We start from the raw sequence: 24,199 nt of genomic DNA, 5'->3' as shown, positions 1-24,199 counted from the left end.
TTATAATTCTCCTTTGGTTAAAAAATCTTTTACTAATTTTTTAGATTTAAATAGAACTTTATCATATCCATTTTCAACATCAATCCAATGTATATTTTCATTCCTATTAAACCAAGTAAATTGTCTTTTAGCGTATTTTCTTGAATTTTGTTTTATATTATCAATACAAGATTCCAGAGTAATTTCTCTCTTAAAATATGGAATAAACTCTTTGTATCCAATAGCAGTAAATGGTTGTGAATACTCGCCATATTTTTTATATAGACTTGTTGCTTCTTCAACAAGTCCATTATTAATCATTATATCGACTCTAGAATTTATTTTATCATATAATATTTTTCTATCTAAAGTTAGCCCTATTATTAAGTAATCATACTTACAATTATTATTTTCATAATCTTTGCATTGTTCGGAAAATTCTTTTTTTGTATTTACACAAACTTCTATTGCTCTAATTACTCTTTTTATATTGTTTTTATGAATTTTTTCTCTACTTGAATAGTCTAGATATAATAATAAATCATAAAGTAAATCTGCCCCATTTTTTTCGTAAAATTTGGTTATTCGTTCTCTTAAATCCATTGATTGTTCAGCATCAGTAAATTTAAAATCATATAATATAGAATTTACATAAAGTCCTGTTCCACCAGCAAATATTGGAATATTATTATGAGAATATATTACTTCAATGTACTTCTCTGCCATTTTTTTATATTCAGAAACATTAAATTTTTGATTGCCATCTAAAATATCAATCATATAATGGTTAGTTCCCCTTATTTCCTCTTCTGTTATTTTAGCAGTTCCAATATTAAATTCTCTATAAATTTGCATGGAATCACAAGAAATAATTTCTCCTGAAAATTCTTTTGCTATATCAACGCTTAACTTTGTTTTTCCGACAGATGTAGGGCCAACAATAAATATTATTTTTTTCTTCATTTTTATTCCTTAAAAAATAATTTATCAAAATCTTCTTTAGATATTTTTCTTAATATTTTTTTATCATAGAAATTTATATCTAGATTTATTTTAGATAACTGTGACAATAATTCTTCTACTTCGAAATCCGTTAAACTAGTATTTATTCGTTTTTTACAAACCATTTTGTATAGCGAATCTTCAAACACTCTATTATCTTTAAATAACAGTTCATCAAGCATTTCTCTAATATCTTCTTTATCTAAATTATCATTTAATAAATTAGGCATTGTCCTTATTGCTATAGAATTTTCATCAAAAATATCAGCTTCTATACCTAAATTATTCAATTTATCTTTAATAGTATTAAACACACTCAATTTATATTCATTTAATTCCAAAATTATAGGAAATAAAAGTATCTGTTTTGTAATAGTACAATTATTGTAATTATCCAATAAATTTTCATACAACAGTCTATATTTAGCATTTAATATATCTATAATTATAAACTCATCCTTATCGGACAATAAAATATATTTTGAAAAAATTTTACCTATAATTTCATAATCTAAAATATTTTTTGAAGTTTCAGTATTATCATCAAGTTTTATTTGTTCCAATACTGGAGTATTTTCTACTTTTTCGTCCTTAACAATATAATTTTCAATATTATCTTCTTCATTTATCGTTTGTATATCATCTTTATTTACTTTAAATAAATCATCATAAGAAAACTTATTTACTATATTTTGTGTATTATAATCATCATCATAAATTATAGCTTCAATAATATCTTCTTCTGAAGATTGTTTGTTATTAATCTTTTCTTCGTTGTATAAGATTTTTTCTTTTTGTTCTTCCTTTACAGATATAAAATCACTTGTAGTATTTTTTAGAACAATGTCAGTAATGTTATTATTAAGTAAATTTAGTAACTTGTCTTCAAAAATAAATTTAATCTTTCTTTTATTTGGATGAACATTTATATCTATTAAGCTGGGATTTACTTCGATAAATATTACAAATGCAGGAAACTTTCCTTTTGGTATTAATGTAGCAATTGATTTTTCTATTATATTTCTAATCTTTTCATCAAAAATATATCTTCCATTAACAAATAAAAATTGTGATGCTCTACTGCCTTTATAAAAGTGATTATTTGAAATATATCCATAAATCTTATAATCTGAGTCCTCAATGTTTATAGAAATTAAATTCTTATAAAAATCATCTTTAAAGATATATTTTATATCATCTTTTAAAGTATTTTTTTCACTTGTTTCGAATACAACTTTCGAATCTTTTATATATTTAAAAGATATTTTTTGATTAGCCAATGCAAAAGAGTACATCAACGTTGTTATGATTGAGTTTTCATATGCATCTGATTTTAAAAATTTCTTTCTAATAGGAACATTGTAAAATAAATCTCTAATGTAAATTGTTGTTCCTAAATTCATCCCTATCTTATTTTTTCTAATAATCTTATTATTTTCAAGATAACAGTGAATTCCGAATTCACTGTTCTTTGTTCTTGTATTAATATCAACTTTTGAAATTGCAGATATACTAGCTAATGCCTCTCCTCTAAATCCATAAGAAAGAATAGAATATATATCTTCAAAATTATTTAATTTAGATGTAGCGTGTTTGGTAAATGCCAACTCTATATCATCTTCTTCAATTCCACAGCCGTTATCAGAAATCATAATTTCTTTTTTACCTGCATTTTTTATTTCAACCTTAATAAATGTTGCACCTGAATCTATTGAATTTTCAACCAATTCTTTTATTACAGAATAAGGATTTTCTATAACTTCTCCTGCTGCAATTTTTTGAATTGTATCTTCTGACAATAATTTTATAGACATATAAATCTCCTATCTATTCATTATCACTTTTAGCTATATTTATTAAATCATTTAATATACCAAAAGCTTCCATTGGGCTTATTTTTTCAATATTTATACTATTTAGATTAGTAATTATTTTATCATTGACCTTAGTTTTTATTACATTTGAACTATCAATAATATCTTTTTCTATTTCAATTTCCTTATTTTCAATGCTATCTAAAATAATTTTTGAACGATTTATAACTTCCATAGGAAGTCCTGCAAGTTTTGCAACTGCTATTCCATAACTCTTATTAGCTCCGCCATCCATTATCTTTCTTAAAAAGACTATTTCATCATTTTCTTTATCTTCAATAACTTGAATATGTTTATTTTTTATGCAAGCAAAAGTATGTTCTAAGTCAATTAATTCGTGATAATGTGTAGCAAATAATGTTTTCGATTTTATATTTTTTGTAATATACTCAAGAATTGCCCAAGCGAGACTTAATCCATCAAAAGTTGAAGTTCCTCTCCCAACCTCATCAAGTATAAGTAAACTATTTTTAGTAGCATATCTTAAAATATTATTAACTTCTTTCATTTCTACCATAAAGGTACTTTCTCCTTTATATAGATTATCTGAAGCTCCAATACGAGTAAATATCTTATCTACTATCGAAATATTTGCACTATCAGCAGGTACGAATGAACCAATCTGAGCTAATATAACTATGAGAGCTATCTGTCTTATATAAGTTGATTTCCCACTCATATTAGGTCCTGTTATAACCTGAATTAAATTATCACTTTGCCCAATATTTATATCATTAGGGATAAATTCATTTATTGAACTTAAAAAGCTTTCTATAACAGGATGTCTACCATTTTTTATATCTATAATCCCTTCTGAATTTAAAGTCGGTTTACAATAATTATTTTTAAATGCAACTATTGATAAAGAATATATGGAATCTATAAATGAAATTATATCTGATAATTTTTGTAATGTTTTAATATTCATTTTTATTGTATTTCTTATTGAAATAAATAATTCATATTCTTTTTCTATAATATCACTTTCTGATCCGAATATCATATTTTCAATAGTTAGAAGTTCATTTGTTTTATACCTATTTGCATTAGTTAAAGTTTGTTTTAATTCAAAATATTCGGGAACTAAGTTTTGATATGATTTTGTAACTTCAAAAAAATAACCTGTTTTCTTATTAAATATTAATCTTAAATTTTTAATTCCGGTAATATTTCTTTGATCAACTTCATATTTAATTAGCTTTTCTTTTCCAACGATTTTATTATCTCTAATTACATCAAGTTCTTCATCATATCCAATCTTTATCAAATTTCCCTCTTTCAATAAAATTCCTACGTCTTCAAGAATAGCTGAATTTATAAGATTATAGATATACTCGGTATCAGGAATATTTAAAGCTATATTAGAAAATAAAGTATTACTATCTAAAAATAATCTTTTAATCTTTGGAACAGCTGATAAAGAATTTTTTAAATGAATTAAATCTCTTGCATTACAATTTCCAAAAGAAATTTTTGAATTTATTCTTTCTATATCAGAAATACTTGCTAATAGTTCTTCTAATTCATTTCTTAAATTTGAGTTTAAAACTAAATCTTCAACCAACGATTGCCTTTTTTGAATTTTTTCTATTTCTAGAAGAGGTTGATCTAACCATTTATTAAGCAATCTAAAACCCATAGGAGTTTTAGTATAATTTATAACTGATAATAAAGAGCCATTTATGTCATTACTAAAATTATTTTTTTTAAGTTCCAAATTAATTCTTGAATTAGCATCAATTCTTAGATAATCACTTAATTTATATAAATTAACTTTTTTAAAATCATTCAATTTAACATTAAATCTGCAAACATATTTATAAAAGTTATCTATTGAAAAAAGTAATATTTTATTACTAAGATTACTAGAATAAAATTCTTCATTATTCTCTCTTAAAGATTTAAAATCTTGATCTATATCTACTTTTGTATAAACAATTCTTAAATTTTTCAATAATTTAACAACACTTTTTTCTAATGATTTTAATATATTTGAATTTATTATAACTTCTGACGGAGTTGTACGAATTACTTCTTCCTCTAAAGCTGTAATTAAATTATCTCTGTTCATTTCAAAAATACTTGTACAGAATATTTCACTGGTTGAAATATCAGAATATGTGATACTTAAATTTGTAGAATCCATATAGATACTCATAATATAATTATTTTTATTAGTAGCTAATTCATCAAATTCATCAATAGTTCCCGGAGTTACTAGTTTAATAACTTCCCTCTTTACAATTCCTTTAGCAAGTTTTGGATCTTGAACTTGTTCACAAATAGCAACTTTAAAACCTTCAGAAACTAACTTATATAAATATTGATTTACAACATGATGTGGAATACCACACATTGGTGCAGTTTTACCACTGCCACAATCCCTTTTAGTTAATGCTAGATCTAAAATTTTTGAAACTATTTTTGCATCTTCAAAAAACATTTCATAAAAATCACCTAGTCTATAAAAAATAATACAATCATTATAATTAGATTTAACTTCTAGATATTGTTTCATCATTGGTGTAAAATCGCTCATAATTACTCCTTACTAAACTATCTCCCCTTCAAGTGCGAATGAATTATGTCCAGTTATTTTAACATTAACTAATTGTCCAATATTTCTTTTCCCACCTTTAAAATGTACTAATTTATAACCTCTTGTTCTACCTGTAAGAATATCAGGATTATTTTTACTAATTCCTTCGACTAACACTTCAAGAGTTTGTCCTAAACATTCTTTATTTTTTTCGTAAAATATTTTATACATAGAATCTATTAGTCGCTGAAATCTTTCTTGTTTTACTTCATGTGGTATTTGATTTTGCATTTCAGCAGCTTTTGTACCTTTTCTTATAGAATATAGAAAAGTAAATCCTTGGTCATATCCAACCTTTTCCACCATGCTTAATGTATCTTCAAAATCCTCTTCAGTTTCCCCTGGGAATCCAACAATTATATCAGTAGAAAGAGTAATATTAGGTACTTTCTCTTTTAATTTTCTGATTAATTCCAAATAATGTTCTCTAGTATAAACTCTATGCATATCTTTTAATATCTTATTACTACCAGACTGGAATGGTAAATGAATATTTTCACATACTTTATCCAAACTTGCCATAGCATCTATTAATTCATCAGAACAGTCTTTTGGATGACTTGTCAAGAATCTAATTCTTTCAATTCCATCTATCTCATTAACCATTTTTAATAATTCTGGAAATGTAACTTTAGGTCTTAATGTTTTTCCATATGAATTTACATTTTGACCTAATAATGTTATTTCTTTATATCCTTTTTTTGCTAATTCTTTTATTTCATTAATTATACTTTCAGGTGTTCTACTAATTTCTTTTCCTCTAGCATAAGGAACTATACAAAAAGTACAATAATTATTACAACCTGTCATTATATTTACATAAGCAATAAATGGATGTTCTCTATTTATAGGAGTTTCATCATCAATTATATCTTCCTCTTCAATATCTACGATTACTTCTCCGGTACTTCTATGTCTTGCGATAAGAGAAGGCAATCTTGAGATATTTTTCGTTCCAAAAATTATATCTACATGTTTATACTTTGAAATTATAGTAGCTCTTGCATCACCTGTTTGCATCATACAACCACAAACAGCTATAATCATTTCCGGTTTCTTTCTTTTTAAATTTTTCAAAGCACCAAGTTGTCCATAAACTTTAAGTTCTGCATTCTCTCTGACTAAGCATGTATTATAAATAATAAAATCAGATTTTTCTAAATCATTTTCTTTTGTATAACCTAAAGTTTCTAATAAATATGATATTTTTTCTGAATCATGATGATTCATTTGACAACCATAAGTTATAATTGTATATTTTTTGCTCAAAAAATTCACCTCTATTTATATTTGTTTTTTAGTGCATATTGTATCTTTCTCTCGTGTTCTTTTTCAAGCATACTGTCTCTTTTATCATAATTTTTTTTACCACGAGTGAGTGCAATATCAAGTTTTATCCATCCATTTTTAATATGAACATTTAAAGGAATTAATGAATATCCTTTTTCTTTAGTTTGTCCAATTAATTTATTTATTTCTCTTTTATTTAAAAGTAATTTTCTTTCCCTTGTAGGCTCTAAATTATAAATATTACCATGATCATATGGTGTTATATTCATTCCAAGAATAAAAACTTCTCCATTCTTAATTGAACAATAGCTCTCCTTAATAGAAACTTTTCCCTGTCTAATACTTTTAACTTCAGTACCTGATAAAGAAATTCCAACTTCGTAGATATCTTCTATAAAATAATCATGTCTTGCTTTTTTATTATTAGCTATTGTTTTTACAGTCGTTTTATCTCTCATAATATCACCTATTTAAATAAAAATTTATTTCATTAGTTATTTCATTTACTTTTGCAACAATAACTTCTACTCCCATCCCTATATCAAATACATCTTTTGTTTTTCTACCGATAGCAGTTAATGTTTGTTCATCAAATTCATAGTAATCATCCATAATGTCCTCATACTTGACAAGTCCTTCAACAGTATTTTCTAGTTGTACAAAAAGTCCAAATGAAGTAACTGAAACGATAATTCCTCTAAAAACTTGACCTATTTTATTTTTCATAAATTCCACTTTTTTGATATCTTCCAACTTTCTTTCTGCATCAATAGCTAATACTTCAGTATCATTTATATGATTAGAAGTTATATCTAAGTAACTTATATAATTTTTAGGTATTTCAATATTTGAATGTAAATAATTTTTTAAAGTTCTATGAACTGTTAAATCTGCATATCTTCTTATAGGAGAAGTAAAATGGCAATATAAAAATGTTGCTAATCCAAAATGTACATCAATATTTGGAGAATATCTAGCCTTAGTCATAGATCTTAAAATAGAATAATTTATAAAATCTGATTTATTTGTATCTTTAAATTGATCTATTATTTCACTTAAATACTTTGAAGAAATCATATCTATTGGTTTCATTTTTATATTTAAACGACTTAAATTATTCTTTAAAATTTCCAATTTATCTTCTGGTGGTTTAGAATGTATTCTATATATAATCGGTATATCAAGTTCTCCAAAATGCTTACCTACAACTTCGTTAGCACAAATCATAAATGACTCTATTATTCTATTTGCTAGTCCATTTTCTTTTTTGGTTATATTTTCAACTTTACCATCTTTACCAAAAGTAATTGCAATTTCGGGAAAATTAAAGTCTATAGTTCCTCTATTTATTCTTTTATTAGTTAAAATTTCATCTAATTCTTTCATAACTAATAATTTTTCTTTTAAAGTTTCATCATTATAAAAATGCTTTTTACCTTCTAAAAAATTTGTAACATCATCATAAACTAATCTATAATTGCTATTTATAACGGATTCATAAAATTTATATTCTTTAACATTACCATTTTTTCCAATTATCATTTTTACAGTAATAGATAATTTATCAGTATTAGGATTTAAAGAACAAAGATTATTAGAAAGCACTTCAGGTAACATGGGAACAACATAATCAATTAAATATACACTATTACCTCTTTTATAGGCTTCTCTGTCCAACTTACTGTCTTTTTTTACATAATGAGATACATCTGCTATATGAACATATAGTATATAATCATTTCCTTTTTTATCTATAGAAATGGCATCATCAAAGTCCTTTGCATCAGCTCCATCAATAGTAACCGTAAATAAATTTCTAAAATCTACTCTATTTTTAATTTCTTTTTTTATATCAATTTGTGTTAATTCTTCTAATTCTTTATTAATCTTATTTGAAAATTTATAAGGTATTTCCATATCTTTTAACAATGAAATAATTTGAGTGTTTTTATTATTTTTATTTCCTATTACTTCAATAATAACTCCTTCAGGGTTACGCTTCTTATCAGGAAATTCAACTAATTTACACACAACCTTATCATCAGTTTTTGCTCCGTTTTTGTCACCTTTTTTAATAAAAATATCATAATTACATTTAATATCATCAGGAACCACAAATCCAAAATTCTTATTTTCTGTAAAAGTGCCAACAATTAAATTACTATTTCTATTCAAGACATTTATAACTCTACCCTCAGCTTTTGAATTTATTCCCTTTTCTTTTATTATTTCTATTTCAACATCATCATTATGATTAGCGTGATTTAATTCCTTTTTGGGAATAAAAACATCATCAATATCATCCTCAGAAATGAAAAACGCATTACCTTTTGTTGTAAAAGAAATTTTCCCTTTTAAGATTTCTTTTTTTTGATAAATACTATATTTATAATCAATTAATGATATTTTCCTGTTATTAACAAGAGAATCTAATAATTTAAAAAATTGCTTCAGATTATTAAATGAAATATTTAAAGCTACAGTAAGTTCTTCCTTTGTTAATGGAATATAATTCTTTTTTTTCATAAAATTTAATAATTGTTTTTCTAAATTCATTAAAATCTCCTTATATGTAAAAAGTAAAAAAATATAAGGTCATACCTTATATTTAATTATAAATATTAAGCAAAACTATAAGCCGTGTTCTGTATTAGACAATCATCTATCTAGACAAATTGTTACCAATTTGTTCAAGCAATCTACCTATGAACGTAGCGAGCAACTACAAAAGTTCAATCTTGATCTTGCACCGAATGGGGTTTACATAGCCATATAGTCTCCTATATGCTGGTAAGCTCTTACCTCACCTTTCCACCCTTACCATTATAAATGGCGGTATATCTCTGTTGCACTAGCCTTAGGGTCGCCCCCACTGGACGTTATCCAGCATCCTGCTCTGCGGTGCACGGACTTTCCTCGTGATTATATCACGCGATTGCCTGTTTTACTTAATTAGCTTAAAATATATTTCTTTTAAAAATATTATCTCTATAAACTAGCATCTTTAAATTAATATTTTTATTTATCAAAAATTCTTTTAAAGAAATCAAACCTGAAATTTCTGACTCAAAATGACCTAAGTCAATAATATTTAAATTATTTTCTAAAGCTAATTGAATATCGTGATATTTAAAATCTGAACTAATTAATAAATCTACTTTCCTTAAAACTGCATTTTTAATAGAAAATGCACCAGATCCTCCTAATACTGCAACTTTTGAAATACTTTTTTCAATATCACCAAAATATAATATTGGATTTTCGAAATTATTTTTTAGTTTTATAAGATAATTTTTAAATGTATCATTTTCAACGTTTCCAACTATTCCATAACCATAATTCTCTTTATAATCAACAAAAACTTCTTGATTATTTAACAAACATTTATCTGCCAAATATTTGTTTACTCCATTTGGATGAATATCTAAAGGTGTATGTATGGAAATTACATTAATTTTATTATTCATTAATAGTTCAAGCTTTTTATAATATTCAGAATTCACATTTAAATATTGAAATTTTTCAAAAAATAAAGGATGATGTGTTATAATGCAATTAATATTATTTGATACCGCATAATTAATTGAATCAATAGTAATATCAAGTGCTATTAAAATTCCTTTAATTTCAGCTTCGAGATTTCCAATCTGAAAACCTGAATTGTCCCAATCTTCTTGTAAATAGAATGAATATTCAGAATCCAATAAATCAATTAAATCACTTACTTTTAAATTCATTTAAAATACCTCTAATTTCATCAATTAAATTAGTAATCTCTATGATTCTTTCATTATTTTTACTTTGTATACTAATTTTATCTTTAATATCTCTATATTTTTTTAACTCATTTTCTAAAAATAATTTCAAATTCTCAGATTTATTTTTTATAAGTAACTTTCCATATAGGTATTCATAATCATTTCTGTAGTAATCTTTACCTCTTTTTACCTTCAAAATTTGATAATATTTTCTATTTTCTAGTACATCATCTTCTTTTTCTATAACAAAATTATTATGCAATAAAAACATTCTAAGAACATCCAATGAATTATTTGGAGATAAAATTAAGCTATTTGCAGATTTTGCAACATTTAAATTTTTTTCTAAAATTTCTTTAATTAGAATTCCACCCATACCAGATACAATTATTGTATCTACTTCAAATTCAACAAAGGAATCTAAACCATCAGATACTCTAGTTTCAATATTTACAATATTGCTATTATATATTAGTTTTTGTTCTAATTTCTCTAAGGAGTTTTTACTAATATCAGTTGCAATAATTTTTTTTGATATATTATTTTTGGATAATTCTATAGGTATTATTCCATGATCAGTTCCTATATCTGCAACAATTGAATTTTCATCAACTAAATTGCAAATTTTTTTTAATCTTAAACTAGTCATATATCTATTCCAAGAAATCTTTTAATTTTTGGCTTCTGCTTGGATGTTTTAATTTTCTAAGTGCTTTAGCCTCAATCTGTCTTATTCTTTCTCTTGTAACCTCAAATTCTTTCCCAACCTCTTCTAAAGTTCTAGGTGTACCATCATTAAGTCCAAATCTGAGTTCTAAAACTTTTTTCTCTCTATCTGAAAGAGTACTTAAAACTTGATTTAATTGTTCTTTTAACATAGAAAAATTTGCTGCTTCATCTGGAGCAATTGCCGTTTCATCTTCAATAAAATCTCCCAAATGACTATCATCTTCTTCCCCTATAGGAGTTTCTAAGCTTACAGGTTCCTGAGCAATTTTTCTTATTTCATTTACCTTTTCGACTTCAATTCCCATATGTTCAGAAATTTCTTCGTTTGTTGGTTCTCTTCCAAGTTCTTGAACTAATTGTCTTTCAATTCTAACTAATTTATTTATAGTTTCAACCATATGAACTGGGATTCTTATAGTTCTAGCTTGATCTGCTATAGACCTAGTAATTGCTTGTCTTATCCACCAAGTAGCATAAGTACTAAATTTAAAACCTCTTCTAAAATCAAATTTTTCAACTGCTTTCATTAGACCCATATTTCCCTCTTGAATCAAGTCTAAAAATTGCATTCCTCTTCCAACATATCTTTTAGCTATACTCACTACAAGCCTTAAGTTTGTTTCTGCTAATTTTTTCTTAGCTTCAATATCTCCAGCTTCCATATTTTCTGCTAAAATTCTTTCTTCATCAGCACTTAATAAAGGTATTTTTCCAATTTCTTTTAAATACATTTTAACAGGATCGTCAATATTAAAACCTTTTAAGTCAGAAAAATCTTCTAATTTAATTTCTTCATCTTCAGGATCTTCTTTTTCATCTTCTAAATCAATTAAATCATCAGTAATTTCAAGATCCTCCAAGTTTTCGCTTTCATCAATAAACTCTACTTGATTATCAGCTAATTTTGCTTTTATTTCTTCAATATCATCAATATCTATTAAATTAAATAAATCTAAAGATTCAAGATACTTGTTATTAACAAAACCACCATGTTCATTAGCATATTTTGTAAGTTCCTCTATTATTAGAATTTTTACCTCATCATATTCAATATCATTTAATTTATTATTCATGATGAACCCCTTTCTCAATATTTTTAAGATTCCTGTTTAGCTCCATTAACTTTTCGATATTGTAATTCAAATTTGATATAACGTCTTTATTAGTTTTATCCATTTGTTTCAATTTTTCAATATTCAAAGTTGTTTTTCTAATCTCAAAATTTAAAATAGTTATATCAAGTAATCTATTATAATCTAATGTTGATAATTTTATCTTTTCGTTATAACACTTAACTATATATTCAACAATTTTTAAATTATTAATACTATTCTTAAATTCATCAATTAATGCTGATGGAACGGTTATAATATTATTCTCAGCATTATTTTTTACATAACAAAAGATATCAAACAAATTAGAATTCTTAGATAATTTTTCCAATTTACTAATGATCTTCAGTACATTATTTTCACATCTCATCAGTAGTATGATACCCAATATTAAAACTTTTTTGTCAGAATTTAGCAATAAATTCTCTGTTTTATAATTTATTTCAACTTCTTCATACTTTTTTTCAACTACTTTTTCTTTTTTATCATAGTTTAAAAAGTCTTCTTTAAGCGAATTACTATCTAACCCAAATTCATTAGAAATTTTATTTATATATAAATCTCTTAATATATTAGTATCAATCTTAACTAAAAAGTCTAATATTGAATCGTAAAAAATTGAATTATCAGTAATTGAATTAGAATTTTTTTTGTTTTTTTTCAATATTTCATAGTTAAAACCATTAATATCATATGGAGATTCTAAAAGCTTATTAAATTCATTCAATCCATATTTTTTTATATAATCATCTGGATCTAATTTATCTGGAAGCATAATTATATTAGGTTTTACAGAAATTTCATTAAATACGAAATTTGTTTTTTCTGTTGCACTTACGCCTGCATTATCACCATCATAACATAAATATACATTATTTCTAAAATATCTTTTAATAAGTCTTGCTTGACTTTCAGTAAATGCCGTTCCAAGTCCTGCAACAACGTAATTTATACCACTTTGATACAAAGATATTACATCCATATATCCTTCAACAATTAAGACTTTATTTCTAATATTATTTTCGATTATTTTATCAAGTGCATATATATTATCTCCTTTTTTAAATACAACACTTTCAGGAGAATTTAAATATTTAGCACTATCATCCACAATAGTTCTTCCACCAAAACCTATAATTTTTTTGCTTGTATTTAAAATAGGAAACATAATCCTATTCCTAAACCTATCAATATAATCGCCAGTTTTAGTTTTTATTATCAATCCTAACTCTTCAGCAATTTTAATATCCATTTTTTTTAGTTTTAGTTCATTATAAAAAGATTTCCAATTTTCATCTGCATAGCCAATAAAAAAAAGATTAATTGATTTTTGATTAATACCTCTTTTTGATAAATATTGTTTAGGAATAGAATTTTCCATCATACTTTTATAATAAAACCTAGCTGCAAATTCGTTTATTTCATAATATTTATCAAGGTTTATTTTATTACTAACATTAAAAGAGTTTTCATATTCTAATTCAATCCCGAACTTTTCAGCTAACTTTTTTAGAGTACTAACATAATCTAATGAATCTATTTCCATAATAAAGGAAATGCTATCACCATGTTTACCACATCCAAAGCAATGAAAAGTATTCGTTTCTGGATAAAGAAAAAAAGAAGGTGTTTTCTCACTATGAAAAGGACAATTTCCCATATAGTACCTTCCACTTTTTTTTAAGGATACATAGTCACTAACAACTGATATTATATCCGATTTTTCTTTAATTTCTTCAATTTTTTCCTTTTTTATATAAGACATCTCTATCACCTTATGTTAAAACTTTTCAATTGATAAATGTTAAAATTTAAGCATAATGCATTTATTAATATTCCAAGAATTCTTGAAAAATTCATATTAATATTATTTAGAATAATATTTTCTAATTTTTTAGAATTATAAAGAAAATAAATATAATTATATTCATTTTCATCAATTATATAATTGTACTTATAATTATATTTTAGATTTGAATTTATAATTAATTCTGAAATATCAAAATTGTATTTTTTTATATTTTTATCGCAATCAAATAATATATGATATCCATTAAAAATCAAATATTTAAGAATAAAATAACTTAATATTATTTTATAATCTATTTGCTTAGTTATTAACACCTCTTTTATTAGATCATAAACTTCTGTATTTTTAAATTCAGATACACTAGTCTTTAAAATAATTTCTGAAAGAATGTTCAAAAATAATATATGTTCCTTAGATTTAAAAGAAATAAATTCTAACAACTCATATTCATTACAATAGAAAAATTCATTTCTGTAATTTAATTTAAAACTATAATTAGAGTACATAGATAAATACATTTCAATATTTTTTGTATAAATTGAAATAAGTCCAAACTCATCAGTATATACTCTAAATATTTTAGCATTATTTAAATAGGCATTTTCTGAAATAACAAAGCCATTTATATTACTATAAATACTATTTTCTAAAATATCCAAATTCTTTCACCTTAAATGATTTGTTTCTCCAATCGTCATCAATTTTAACAAAAAGTTTTAAATTAACTTTTGAATCTAAAAACTTTTCTATATCTATTCTAGCAGACTTTCCAATTTTTAATATCATATCTCCGTTTTTACCAATTACCATACCTTTGTGTGATTTTTTCTCAACACAAATTATTGCATCAATATCAATAATAGGTTTATTTTTTCTTATTGAAAATTTTTCGATTATTACATTAATTCCATGAGGAATTTCATCTCTTAAGAAATTAAGAGCATTTTCTCTTATTATTTCACTTACTATTTTCCTCTCGGACTGATCAGTAATCATATCATCTGAGTAATATTTAGGTCCATAAGGTAAATAAGATTTTATACTATCTATTAAATTATATACATTAGTTCCTTCTGAAGCGGATATTGGAATAATTTTATCAAACAAATTCATATCTTCATACTTTGAAATAAGTTTAGAAATCTCATCTACATTTAATGTATCTATTTTATTAATAATACATAGTTTTGGAAGATTTATCTTCTTTAACATATCTATTATTAAATTATCCAATTCTCCAATATCAAAATTAACATCAACCATATATAGAATTAAATCTACATCCTTAAGAGAACTTCTAGCTTCTTTAAGCATAAATTCTCCCAATTTATTTTTTGGATTTTGAATACCTGGAGTATCCAGAAATATAATTTGAGAATCTAAAGAATTATATATTAATTTTAAATTAGACCTAGTAGTTTGTGACTTGTTAGATATAATCGAAATTTTCTCTCCAATTATTCTATTTAATAATGTTGATTTACCAACATTTGATCTACCAACAATTGTAACAAATCCTGATTTTATATCATCCATATTACAAATCCTCTGGTCCAAAACTATAAGGTAAAATTTCTGAAAATTTTACTATCTTATATTCTTGTTCATTTTTTATTATAATTATCTCACAATCATTAGAACAAAATTCTCTTATAACCTGTCTACAGACTCCACAAGGATATGTTAAAGAATTTTCTTTCCCAACAACTGCTATTTTTGTAATCATTTTCTCTCCATCATATATTGCTTTAAATATAGCTACTCTTTCTGCACAAACTGTAGGAGTATATGATGCATTTTCTATATTACATCCTCCATATAATTTACCTGAATCAGTTAATACACAAGCTCCTACTTTAAAATTTGAATATGGTGTATAAGCTTTTTTTTGACTATCTAAAGCACAATCTATCATTTTTTCATAAATATTCATTTAACCACCAATTATAACTAATATTTTTGGAACAAATATTAAATAACCAACTATTACAGAAATAAAAGCTGAAACTAAAACTGCTCCTGATGCCATATCCTTTATAATTTTAACCTTAAAATTATAATTTTTACATAAAAAATCCATAATATTTTCAATGATAGTATTAATAATTTCTAAAGTCAAAACAACTGCTATCATAATCAATATTACAGATAATTCAACATAAGATAAATTTAAAGCTAAAGAACTCAACAATACTAACAAAGAAAATACAATATGAAATCTAAAATTCCTCTCTGTTTTAAAAATATATATTATTCCTCTGAAAGCACAAAGAAAACTTTCAAAAAAATTAGAATTCTTCTTCATTTTTAAAAACTTCCATCAATTTCATAGTCTCTTTTTCCTTATTTCTCATAACTAATTTGTCTGATTCTTCAATGTGGTCATACCCAAGTAAATGAAAGACCGAATGACAAACTAGATATAATATCTCTCTATCAATACTATGACCAAACATTTTTGCTTGTTCTATAGATTTTTCTGTGGAAATAATAATATCTCCTAAAATATAAGGCATTCCTTCTTCTGAAAATTCAAAATCCATCGGAAAAGAAAGCACATCCGTTTCTTTATCAATATTCCTAAACTCAAGATTTATATTTTTTATTTCTTCATTTGTAACAAATGATACAGAAACTTCAATGTTATTTATTTCAATTTTTTCAACTTTTAAAGCGGTTTCAATACATTCAACTATTTTTTCTTTGAGATTTTCAGACACATCAAAAGCATCTTGTCTATTATCAAAAAGAACATTCATTATTTTTTCTCCACTAAATTATCTTCATATTTAGTATAAGCATCAATTATTTTCATAACAATACTATGTCTTACAACATCAGAACTATCAAAATAATTAAAATTTATTCCATTAATATCATTCAAGATTTTACTTACTGAAACAAGACCTGAATTTTTTCTTCTTCCTAAGTCAATCTGAGTAATATCCCCGGTAATAACAGCCTTAGACTCAAATCCTATTCTGGTTAAAAACATCTTCATTTGTTCATTCGTAGCGTTTTGAGCTTCATCAAGAATTATAAAGGCATCATCCAATGTTCTTCCTCTCATATAAGCCAAAGGTGCCACTTCAATAATACCTTTTTCTTTTAATCTAAGAAAATTATCATATCCTAAAATATTATACAATGAGTCATACAAAGGTCTTAAATATGGATCAATTTTTTCTTGTAAATCACCAGGTAAAAAGCCTAAATTTTCCCCAGCTTCAACAGCAGGTCTTGTTAAAATAATTTTTGATACAGAATTATTCTTTAAAGCTTTAGCAGCCATTGCAATAGCTAAAAAAGTTTTTCCAGTTCCTGCTGGGCCTATACCAAAAGTAATTATGTTCTCTTCTATTGCAGATATATATTTCCTTTGACCTATAGTTTTAGGCTTAATAGGTTTTAACTTTGCATTTATACAAATAACATAATCTAACCAATCTTTTAGAATTTCCTTATTTTCACTTTTTACTTTCTCAATTACATAAGAAATTTTTTGCTTATCCATACTTTCCGGTGATTTATCTTTAACTAAAAACTCAATGGTTTTAATACATAATAAAACCATTTTTTCTTCTCCAGTTATAGATAAACCTTCATCACTATTTTTTATAGAAACGTCAAATTTTTTAGAAATATAATCTATATTAGAATCTAAATTTCCAAATAAATTTCTAATATCTTCAATATCTAAAATTAAATTTTCAGTAACTTTATTCATTATTTCTCCAATTTATTTTCTAATTTCACTTCTGTTATTATCTAAAACAGTTATTATATCTCTTAATTTCTCTTGAGTTTTAGATAAAACATCATCAACATAAGTATTAGTTTGCATTTTAATAGTTTTTGCATTTTGTTCGGCATTTAATAAAATATCATTTGCTTTACTTTCGGCAGCTACAACAACATCACTTTCGTTAATCATTTGTTGACATTTTAATTCAGCAGCTGTTTTTATATTAGATGCTTCTTTATTTGCTTGTTCTAAAATTTGATTTGCATCTTTTGTAGCATCATTTAAAATCCTATCTTTTTCAACATTAACCCATTCTGCTTGTTTAATTTCTTCAGGAATATTTTCTCTCATTTCTTTTAAAATGAAAAACAAAGCCTCTGAATCAACCATAACTTTCTTTGAAAAAGGTAAACTTGAACTTTCTTCCACCAAATCTTCAATACGATCAATTAATTCTAAAATTTCCATTATCCATTCCTCCTAAATTTTTTATTTAATATATCTAAAACAATCTTATCTACATATGGTTCAATATTTCCACCATTAAAGAATATATCTTTAACAACACTTGAACTAATATGTTCTTCTGAAGATTCAGAAAAGAATAAAATTGTTTGCACCCCACAAAGCTCTTGATTTACTTTAGCATTAATCTTTTCAGATTCAAAATCTAAAGTATTTCTAACACCCCTTACAATAATATTGATATCATTATGCATAATATAATCGCTCAATAAACCACAGTAAACATCAACACTAATATTTGTATATTCCTTAAATACATTTGAAATAACATCTTTTCTTTCTTCAAGTGATAAAAGAGATTTTTTATTTATATTATTTAAAACCACAACATTTATAGAGCCAAAAACATCTAAGGCTTTTAAAATAATTTTCTTATGTCCAATAGTTAAAGGATCTAAACTACCCGGAAAAACTACTTTCATTTATATTATTTCCTTTCTAGAAATATTACTCTTATCTTAGAGTATTTTTTTTCTTTTATTGGAATAAAATTTTTTATTATTATGTTTTTATCCGTCTCTAATATAATTATTCCATTTTCATTTAAAATATTATTATCCCATATAAATTCCAATGTATTTTCAATATAATTATTTTTATATGGAGGATCTAGGAAAATATAATCAAATTTTAAGTTATTTTTGAAAAAATATTTTAAACATTCCATATAATCATTTTTTATAATAACTGATTTTTCTACAAAATTAGTACTTTCTATATTTTTTTTAGTAACTTTAATACTATCATTTGAAAAATCACAAAAATATACTTTTTTGGCCCCTCTACTAATAAATTCTATGCCAATAGCACCACTACCACAAAATAAATCCAAAACTATTGAATTTTCATCTATTTCTGATAGAATATTAAAAATAGATTCCTTAATTTTATCAGTAGTTGGTCTTACTCTATAATCTATAGGCGATAATAATTTTAATCCTCTCTTTTCACCCGATATAATTCTCATTTTTTTACCTTAATAATAATATTTTTAGTTATAATATTTGTAAAAGAAAAAATATAATCTACTCAAATATATTCATAATAAATTGTATCATAAAACTATTAAATTATCAATATTTTATTCAAAATTTAAATTAACATTTAATATTTTAGAAATAATGTTATACAAATAAAATTATAATATACTATTTATTAATATACTTAATCTAGAATATTATGTCTAAAAATTTTTTTATAACAGGTATTTAATTAAAATTCTAGTGAATACTAGTATCATTTTATAAAATCATAATTAAATTATATAAAAAAGGAAACAATCACAAAAACTACTTGTTTTTGTGATTGTTTCGCTAATAACTAAGCAAATTTTTAATATTAATATCATATATTATACTCAGTTAAAGATGAATATTTAAAAATTATAATATTTAAATGCTAATATCAAAAATGAAACTCCACTTAAAGATAATGCGAATCCTAATCCAGAATAGAAAAATTCAAAGAAAAAATTCGGTAAAAATCCACTAAATCTTAATGCTGTTCCAAAAGTCATCATAAAAAGCATTAAAATATAACTTGATTTATCAAAAAACTCCCAAATTTTCATTTGTTCTCTTTTATCTTTTAAAATCCTATTTTTATGTTTATGTACATATTTAGAGAATATCATTATATAAAATATTAAAAATATTGCTATTGCACCTAGCACCCCAAATATAAACATTTTATCATCATTTATTAAAAATGGTATTCCAACATTCATAACCATTATTCCAGCAAATAGCCACAATAATCCAGCAAAAATAAATAAATTTCTTTTTTTAGTATTCATACTATCTCCTAATAATTTTAAAAGCTATTATCAAACTAAAAAAGGGAGATTTCTCTCCCGTTGGTTACAAACTATTCTGCACTATATGGTAATAACGCAACTTGTCTAGCTTTTTTAATAGCTGCTGTGATTTCTCTTTGTTGTTTAGCAGTAGCACCAGTCACTCTTCTTGGTAAAATTTTACCTCTTTCACTAATAAATTTTTTTAGAGTATTTACATCTTTATAATCAAGTGGTTTACTGTTATCTGAGAAATATGCAACAACTTTTTTTCTTGGTCTAAATTTTCTTTGCATATTGTTATCTCCTTTAAAAATTAAAATGGAATTTCTTCATCTGATGCATCTTGAAAAGGTAAATCAAATCCGTCATCCATTCCTGTATCAAATGAACCAAATCCTTGTGTTGCAGCAGGTTTTTGAGCTCTATCACCCCAGTCAATAAACTGAACTCTTTCAGCCCAAACTTCTGTGACAAATCTTCTAGTTCCATCTTGAGCAGTATAACTTCCAGATTGAAGTCTTCCTTGAATTGCTACATTTCTACCTTTTTGCAAATATTTTTGGCAATTTTCAGCTTGTTTCCCCCAAACAACTATATTTATAAAATCAGCTGTTTGTTGACCTTTAGCTTCTAATTCTTGTTTTTTTTCTTTAGACATTCCCTTATCTACTGCAATGGTAAATCTAGCATAACTACTACTAGATGTCTGAGTATATCTTAATTCGGGATCCTTGATTAATCTACCTATTAAAATTACACTATTCATAAAGTTCCTCCACTAAGCTTCTTGCTTAACAACCATATATCTAATGATAGCATCAGATATTCTTGATCTTCTTTCTACTTCTGCAACTACTTCAGCTGCTGCTTCAAAATTAACTATGATATAATATCCTTCTTTAATGTAGTTAATTTCATAAGCAAGTTTTCTATTTCCCCATTCATTAATTTCAGTAATACTACCATTAGCTTCTATAGCAGATTTAATCTTATCAAAAGCTTGATTTCTTACTTCATCCTCTAGATTTGGTTTAAAAATAAAAACTCCTTCATATTTTCTCATTACATTCACCTCCTTATGGTCTCTGGCTCTTTTTATTGAGCAAGGATTTACTGATATATTATATCACACAAAAAAATATATGTAAAGTTTTTATGTAAAAAATTACATACACTTCACTTAGATTTATAGAATATTACATTTTTCCAATATCTTTTCTATATTGTTTTGTTTCAAATGATATTTTTTCAATATTTCTATAAACTTTTTCTCTGATTTCATCATAGCTATTACCAAGTGCTGTAATAGACAAAACTCTACCTCCATCTGTTAATATTTTATTTCCATTAACCTTAGTATTATTATGATAAACATAAATATCCTTATCAACAGAATCTATGCCTGTTATTTCTTTTCCTTTTTCATAATTTTTAGGGTAACCTCTGGAAGTTAAAATAACTGTTAGGCATTTTTCTTTTTTCCACTTTAAATCTTCTCTTTCTAAACTACCATCTAAAGATTTTTCTATAGCTAAGAGTAAATCACTTTCCATTCTAGGTAAAACTACTTCCGTTTCAGGATCTCCAAATCTTACATTAAATTCTAATACTTTAGCATCTTCATCTATCATAAATCCAATAAAAAGTACACCAGAATATTCTAAATTTTCTTTTTTTAATCCATTTGAAATTTTTTCTAAAATTTTTTCAATTTGTAATTTTAATTCTTCATTAAATAACTCACTTGGCGAATAACAGCCTACACCTCCTGTATTTTCACCTTCATCATTATCAAAAATTCTCTTATAGTCTCTTGCACTTTCCATAGGAATTAAATTTCCTTTAGATACAAAACAAAGTAAAGAAGCTTCTTTTCCTCTCAAAAATTCTTCAATAACAACTGTGCTCCCTTCTTTCCCAAAAATTTTATCTTCAAAAAGTTCTTTGAAATAATCTAAAACGTCTTCTTTGGTATTGCAAATTCTAACACCTTTTCCTGCACAAAGTCCATCAGCCTTTATAACTATTGGATATGAAAAATTTTCAATAGCTTTTTTTCCTTCTTTTATTGATTTTATAGTTTCATATCTTGCAGTTGGAACATCATATTTTTTCATAAATTTTTTTGCGAAGTCTTTACTACCCTCAAGTCTTGCGCTTTTTTTATCTGCCCCAAAAACTTTTATATTACTACATTTAAACAAATCAACAATACCTTCACAAAGTGGAGCTTCAGGTCCTATAACTACTAAATCAATATTATTGTTCTTTGAAAACTCAAAAATTTCTTCATTACTATTCAATTCGACATTTTTAGCATATCTAAGAGTTCCTGCATTACCCTTTGAACAAAAGAGTTCAGTACATTTATTACTTTCAGATATTTTTTTACAAATAGCGTCTTCTCTTCCACCATTACCAATAACTAAAACTTTCATAACTTCCTCCTAATGTCTAAAATGCCTTGTAGATGTAAATACCATTGCTATTCCATATTCATCACATAATTTTATTACGTTCTCGTCCTTTATAGAACCTCCCGGTTGAATTACTGCTTTAATTCCATTTTCTTTTAATAGTTCGACAGTATCTTCGAAGAAAAATGCATCTGATGCTAAAACTGCATCTTTTAAATTTTCTTTTGCTCTTTCTAATCCTTCTTCAACTGCCCAAGAGCGTCTAACTTCTCCTTGTCCTATTCCAATAGTAGCATTATTTTTTACAATTACAATTCCATTTGAACAAACTGTTTTACAAGCTTTAAAACCGAAAATTAAATTTTTTAACTCTTCTTCAGTCGGTTTTCTCTTTGTAACAACTTTTAAATCTTCTTTAAATAAAATATTATCATAGTCTTGGACAACAATACCATTTAAAACTTCTTTTATTGTTGTTTTTGGAAGTTTAAAATCTGAAATATTTCCTACTTCAATTAATCTAATATTTTTCTTTTGAGTTAAAATTTCAATGGCTTCTTTAGAAAATTTATTTGCAATTACAATTTCTACAAAAAAACTATTTATCTTTTCTGCTATATATTTTGTCACTTCTCTATTTAGAGCTATAATTCCCCCAAAAATTGAAACTGAATCACAAGCATAAGCCTTATCATATGCATCATCAATATTATCTGAAATTGCAAGTCCACAAGGATTATTATGTTTAACTGCAACTACACAAGGTTCATCAAATTCTTTCACAATTTTAATAGCTGAGTACATATCAGTTAAATTATTATATGACAATTCTTTTCCGTGTAATTGCTTAAAATCCGTTTTTTCATCATCCTTAATATAAACTTTTTCATAAAAAGAAGCATTTTGATGAGGATTTTCTCCATATCTTAAATTATTAACTTTTTTATAAGTCATTGTTAGTTTTTCAGGAAAATCAATATTTAATAAATCATTGAAATAAGATGAAATCAATGCATCATAATATGCAGTATAATTAAAAGCCTTACAAGATAGATATAATCTAAAATCTTTATCCAATTTACCTTTCTTCAATCTTTCAATAATCTCAGAATAATCTTTAGGATCAACAACAATAGATACGTCATTATAGTTTTTAGCCGCAGCTCTAATCATAGAAGGTCCACCTATATCAATATTCTCAATTAAATCTTCATGTGTTTTATTATCACTATTTAAAACTTTTTCAAAAGGATATAAATTGTTTACAACCATATCTATTGAAGAAATACCAAGATTTTCAACTGTTTCAACATGATTTTGTTCATTACGTTTATATAAAATTCCACCATGAATATAAGGATGTAAAGTCTTAACACGACCATTTAAAATTTCTTTAAAATTAGTTACTTCATCAACTTCAATAACATTAAGTCCACTTTCCTTTAAAATTTTATAAGTTCCACCGGTTGAAATAATTTCCCATCCTAATTTTACAAGTTCATTTGCAAATTCAACAATATTTTCTTTTTCAAAAACACTTATTAACACTCTTTTTGACATC

Annotated in this window: 25 protein-coding genes and 1 other RNA gene; all 26 read right to left on the bottom strand. The window is 24.9% G+C overall.

Annotated features, from left to right (window positions below; translation table 11 throughout):
- On the bottom strand, window positions 1-942 hold the full coding sequence (gene miaA, locus WFJ11_RS03545; RefSeq protein WP_338817729.1) for a tRNA (adenosine(37)-N6)-dimethylallyltransferase MiaA: 942 nt from the start codon (window positions 940-942) through the stop codon (window positions 1-3).
- A 2-nt stretch (window positions 943-944) separates the two neighbouring features.
- Window positions 945-2,795, bottom strand: a complete 1,851-nt coding sequence (gene mutL / locus WFJ11_RS03540; protein WP_338817728.1) for a DNA mismatch repair endonuclease MutL — start codon at window positions 2,793-2,795, stop codon at window positions 945-947.
- A gap of 13 nt (window positions 2,796-2,808) precedes the next feature.
- Window positions 2,809-5,394: a DNA mismatch repair protein MutS gene (gene mutS / locus WFJ11_RS03535; protein WP_338817727.1), complete on the bottom strand. Its 2,586-nt coding sequence runs from the start codon at window positions 5,392-5,394 to the stop codon at window positions 2,809-2,811.
- A 12-nt stretch (window positions 5,395-5,406) separates the two neighbouring features.
- On the bottom strand, window positions 5,407-6,723 hold the full coding sequence (gene miaB, locus WFJ11_RS03530; RefSeq protein ID WP_338817726.1) for a tRNA (N6-isopentenyl adenosine(37)-C2)-methylthiotransferase MiaB: 1,317 nt from the start codon (window positions 6,721-6,723) through the stop codon (window positions 5,407-5,409).
- A gap of 11 nt (window positions 6,724-6,734) precedes the next feature.
- Window positions 6,735-7,202 (bottom strand): SsrA-binding protein SmpB, encoded by a 468-nt coding sequence (gene smpB / locus WFJ11_RS03525; RefSeq protein ID WP_338817725.1) that lies wholly within the window; start codon window positions 7,200-7,202, stop codon window positions 6,735-6,737.
- A 4-nt stretch (window positions 7,203-7,206) separates the two neighbouring features.
- Window positions 7,207-9,300, bottom strand: coding sequence for a ribonuclease R (gene rnr / locus WFJ11_RS03520; RefSeq protein ID WP_338817724.1), 2,094 nt, complete (start codon window positions 9,298-9,300; stop codon window positions 7,207-7,209).
- A gap of 62 nt (window positions 9,301-9,362) precedes the next feature.
- Window positions 9,363-9,695, bottom strand: an RNA gene (rnpB, locus tag WFJ11_RS03515) — RNase P RNA component class A.
- A gap of 6 nt (window positions 9,696-9,701) precedes the next feature.
- Window positions 9,702-10,481: a Nif3-like dinuclear metal center hexameric protein gene (locus WFJ11_RS03510; protein WP_338817723.1), complete on the bottom strand. Its 780-nt coding sequence runs from the start codon at window positions 10,479-10,481 to the stop codon at window positions 9,702-9,704.
- Window positions 10,462-11,151, bottom strand: a complete 690-nt coding sequence (locus WFJ11_RS03505; RefSeq protein WP_338817722.1) for a class I SAM-dependent methyltransferase — start codon at window positions 11,149-11,151, stop codon at window positions 10,462-10,464. Before WFJ11_RS03505 ends, WFJ11_RS03510 begins: the two co-directional genes overlap by 20 nt.
- A 4-nt stretch (window positions 11,152-11,155) precedes the next feature.
- Window positions 11,156-12,304, bottom strand: a complete 1,149-nt coding sequence (gene rpoD / locus WFJ11_RS03500; protein ID WP_009732753.1) for an RNA polymerase sigma factor RpoD — start codon at window positions 12,302-12,304, stop codon at window positions 11,156-11,158.
- The gene (gene dnaG, locus WFJ11_RS03495; protein ID WP_338817721.1) at window positions 12,297-14,108 is read right to left on the bottom strand and encodes a DNA primase; all 1,812 of its coding nucleotides are present in this window, start codon (window positions 14,106-14,108) and stop codon (window positions 12,297-12,299) included. Before dnaG ends, rpoD begins: the two co-directional genes overlap by 8 nt.
- Before the next feature lie 5 nt (window positions 14,109-14,113).
- The gene (locus WFJ11_RS03490) at window positions 14,114-14,812 is read right to left on the bottom strand and encodes a DNA recombination protein RecO (protein ID WP_338817720.1); all 699 of its coding nucleotides are present in this window, start codon (window positions 14,810-14,812) and stop codon (window positions 14,114-14,116) included.
- Window positions 14,793-15,689: a GTPase Era gene (gene era / locus WFJ11_RS03485; RefSeq protein WP_338817719.1), complete on the bottom strand. Its 897-nt coding sequence runs from the start codon at window positions 15,687-15,689 to the stop codon at window positions 14,793-14,795. The genes WFJ11_RS03490 and era overlap by 20 nt, the downstream gene beginning before the upstream one ends.
- Window position 15,690: 1 nt before the next feature.
- Entirely contained in the window at window positions 15,691-16,086 is a 396-nt protein-coding gene (cdd, locus tag WFJ11_RS03480) for a cytidine deaminase (protein WP_009372513.1), read from the bottom strand.
- Window positions 16,087-16,458 carry a diacylglycerol kinase gene (locus WFJ11_RS03475; protein WP_009372805.1) on the bottom strand — a complete coding sequence of 124 codons (372 nt, stop codon included), beginning with the start codon at window positions 16,456-16,458 and terminating at the stop codon, window positions 16,087-16,089.
- Window positions 16,442-16,912: an rRNA maturation RNase YbeY gene (gene ybeY / locus WFJ11_RS03470; RefSeq protein ID WP_338817718.1), complete on the bottom strand. Its 471-nt coding sequence runs from the start codon at window positions 16,910-16,912 to the stop codon at window positions 16,442-16,444. Before ybeY ends, WFJ11_RS03475 begins: the two co-directional genes overlap by 17 nt.
- Window positions 16,912-17,880 (bottom strand): PhoH family protein, encoded by a 969-nt coding sequence (locus WFJ11_RS03465; RefSeq protein ID WP_338817717.1) that lies wholly within the window; start codon window positions 17,878-17,880, stop codon window positions 16,912-16,914. Before WFJ11_RS03465 ends, ybeY begins: the two co-directional genes overlap by 1 nt.
- 12 nt (window positions 17,881-17,892) lie before the next feature.
- The gene (locus tag WFJ11_RS03460; RefSeq protein ID WP_009354249.1) at window positions 17,893-18,366 is read right to left on the bottom strand and encodes a hypothetical protein; all 474 of its coding nucleotides are present in this window, start codon (window positions 18,364-18,366) and stop codon (window positions 17,893-17,895) included.
- On the bottom strand, window positions 18,366-18,845 hold the full coding sequence (gene coaD, locus WFJ11_RS03455) for a pantetheine-phosphate adenylyltransferase (protein ID WP_338817716.1): 480 nt from the start codon (window positions 18,843-18,845) through the stop codon (window positions 18,366-18,368). Before coaD ends, WFJ11_RS03460 begins: the two co-directional genes overlap by 1 nt.
- 5 nt (window positions 18,846-18,850) lie before the next feature.
- Window positions 18,851-19,390, bottom strand: a complete 540-nt coding sequence (rsmD, locus tag WFJ11_RS03450; protein ID WP_293440871.1) for a 16S rRNA (guanine(966)-N(2))-methyltransferase RsmD — start codon at window positions 19,388-19,390, stop codon at window positions 18,851-18,853.
- Between the two features lie 408 nt (window positions 19,391-19,798).
- Entirely contained in the window at window positions 19,799-20,218 is a 420-nt protein-coding gene (locus WFJ11_RS03445; RefSeq protein WP_338817715.1) for a hypothetical protein, read from the bottom strand.
- 71 nt (window positions 20,219-20,289) lie between these two features.
- On the bottom strand, window positions 20,290-20,514 hold the full coding sequence (gene rpsR, locus WFJ11_RS03440; RefSeq protein WP_004833472.1) for a 30S ribosomal protein S18: 225 nt from the start codon (window positions 20,512-20,514) through the stop codon (window positions 20,290-20,292).
- Between the two features lie 20 nt (window positions 20,515-20,534).
- On the bottom strand, window positions 20,535-20,987 hold the full coding sequence (locus WFJ11_RS03435) for a single-stranded DNA-binding protein (protein WP_009372453.1): 453 nt from the start codon (window positions 20,985-20,987) through the stop codon (window positions 20,535-20,537).
- 12 nt (window positions 20,988-20,999) lie between these two features.
- Window positions 21,000-21,284, bottom strand: coding sequence for a 30S ribosomal protein S6 (rpsF, locus tag WFJ11_RS03430; RefSeq protein ID WP_009372299.1), 285 nt, complete (start codon window positions 21,282-21,284; stop codon window positions 21,000-21,002).
- A 133-nt stretch (window positions 21,285-21,417) separates the two neighbouring features.
- Window positions 21,418-22,659, bottom strand: a complete 1,242-nt coding sequence (gene purD / locus WFJ11_RS03425; protein WP_338817714.1) for a phosphoribosylamine--glycine ligase — start codon at window positions 22,657-22,659, stop codon at window positions 21,418-21,420.
- A 9-nt stretch (window positions 22,660-22,668) separates the two neighbouring features.
- Window positions 22,669-24,198 carry a bifunctional phosphoribosylaminoimidazolecarboxamide formyltransferase/IMP cyclohydrolase gene (gene purH / locus WFJ11_RS03420; RefSeq protein WP_338817713.1) on the bottom strand — a complete coding sequence of 510 codons (1,530 nt, stop codon included), beginning with the start codon at window positions 24,196-24,198 and terminating at the stop codon, window positions 22,669-22,671.
- Window position 24,199: the final 1 nt, after the last annotated feature.

Source organism: Parvimonas micra (genome assembly GCF_037482165.1).
Classification (GTDB): Bacteria; Bacillota; Clostridia; order Tissierellales; family Peptoniphilaceae; genus Parvimonas.
The sequence above is the reverse complement of the archived record's forward strand: the minus strand, read 5'-3'. Positions and strand labels throughout refer to the sequence as shown.

What these genes read in the sequence shown, in the direction of transcription:
- rsmD (WP_293440871.1), bottom strand. Translation starts at nt 19,390, where the DNA reads ATGAGAATTATATCGGGTGAAAAGAGAGGATTAAAATTATTATCGCCT.
- era (WP_338817719.1), bottom strand. Translation starts at nt 15,689, where the DNA reads ATGGATGATATAAAATCAGGATTTGTTACAATTGTTGGTAGATCAAAT.
- WFJ11_RS03505 (WP_338817722.1), bottom strand. Translation starts at nt 11,151, where the DNA reads ATGACTAGTTTAAGATTAAAAAAAATTTGCAATTTAGTTGATGAAAAT.
- purD (WP_338817714.1), bottom strand. Translation starts at nt 22,659, where the DNA reads ATGAAAGTTTTAGTTATTGGTAATGGTGGAAGAGAAGACGCTATTTGT.
- WFJ11_RS03435 (WP_009372453.1), bottom strand. Translation starts at nt 20,987, where the DNA reads ATGAATAGTGTAATTTTAATAGGTAGATTAATCAAGGATCCCGAATTA.
- ybeY (WP_338817718.1), bottom strand. Translation starts at nt 16,912, where the DNA reads ATGAATGTTCTTTTTGATAATAGACAAGATGCTTTTGATGTGTCTGAA.
- WFJ11_RS03475 (WP_009372805.1), bottom strand. Translation starts at nt 16,458, where the DNA reads ATGAAGAAGAATTCTAATTTTTTTGAAAGTTTTCTTTGTGCTTTCAGA.
- rpsF (WP_009372299.1), bottom strand. Translation starts at nt 21,284, where the DNA reads ATGAGAAAATATGAAGGAGTTTTTATTTTTAAACCAAATCTAGAGGAT.
- WFJ11_RS03510 (WP_338817723.1), bottom strand. Translation starts at nt 10,481, where the DNA reads ATGAATTTAAAAGTAAGTGATTTAATTGATTTATTGGATTCTGAATAT.
- rpsR (WP_004833472.1), bottom strand. Translation starts at nt 20,514, where the DNA reads ATGCAAAGAAAATTTAGACCAAGAAAAAAAGTTGTTGCATATTTCTCA.
- coaD (WP_338817716.1), bottom strand. Translation starts at nt 18,845, where the DNA reads ATGAAAGTAGTTTTTCCGGGTAGTTTAGATCCTTTAACTATTGGACAT.
- purH (WP_338817713.1), bottom strand. Translation starts at nt 24,198, where the DNA reads ATGTCAAAAAGAGTGTTAATAAGTGTTTTTGAAAAAGAAAATATTGTT.
- WFJ11_RS03460 (WP_009354249.1), bottom strand. Translation starts at nt 18,366, where the DNA reads ATGGAAATTTTAGAATTAATTGATCGTATTGAAGATTTGGTGGAAGAA.
- miaA (WP_338817729.1), bottom strand. Translation starts at nt 942, where the DNA reads ATGAAGAAAAAAATAATATTTATTGTTGGCCCTACATCTGTCGGAAAA.
- rpoD (WP_009732753.1), bottom strand. Translation starts at nt 12,304, where the DNA reads ATGAATAATAAATTAAATGATATTGAATATGATGAGGTAAAAATTCTA.
- rnr (WP_338817724.1), bottom strand. Translation starts at nt 9,300, where the DNA reads ATGAATTTAGAAAAACAATTATTAAATTTTATGAAAAAAAAGAATTAT.
- smpB (WP_338817725.1), bottom strand. Translation starts at nt 7,202, where the DNA reads ATGAGAGATAAAACGACTGTAAAAACAATAGCTAATAATAAAAAAGCA.
- cdd (WP_009372513.1), bottom strand. Translation starts at nt 16,086, where the DNA reads ATGAATATTTATGAAAAAATGATAGATTGTGCTTTAGATAGTCAAAAA.
- mutL (WP_338817728.1), bottom strand. Translation starts at nt 2,795, where the DNA reads ATGTCTATAAAATTATTGTCAGAAGATACAATTCAAAAAATTGCAGCA.
- WFJ11_RS03465 (WP_338817717.1), bottom strand. Translation starts at nt 17,880, where the DNA reads ATGAATAAAGTTACTGAAAATTTAATTTTAGATATTGAAGATATTAGA.
- WFJ11_RS03445 (WP_338817715.1), bottom strand. Translation starts at nt 20,218, where the DNA reads ATGAATACTAAAAAAAGAAATTTATTTATTTTTGCTGGATTATTGTGG.
- dnaG (WP_338817721.1), bottom strand. Translation starts at nt 14,108, where the DNA reads ATGTCTTATATAAAAAAGGAAAAAATTGAAGAAATTAAAGAAAAATCG.
- mutS (WP_338817727.1), bottom strand. Translation starts at nt 5,394, where the DNA reads ATGAGCGATTTTACACCAATGATGAAACAATATCTAGAAGTTAAATCT.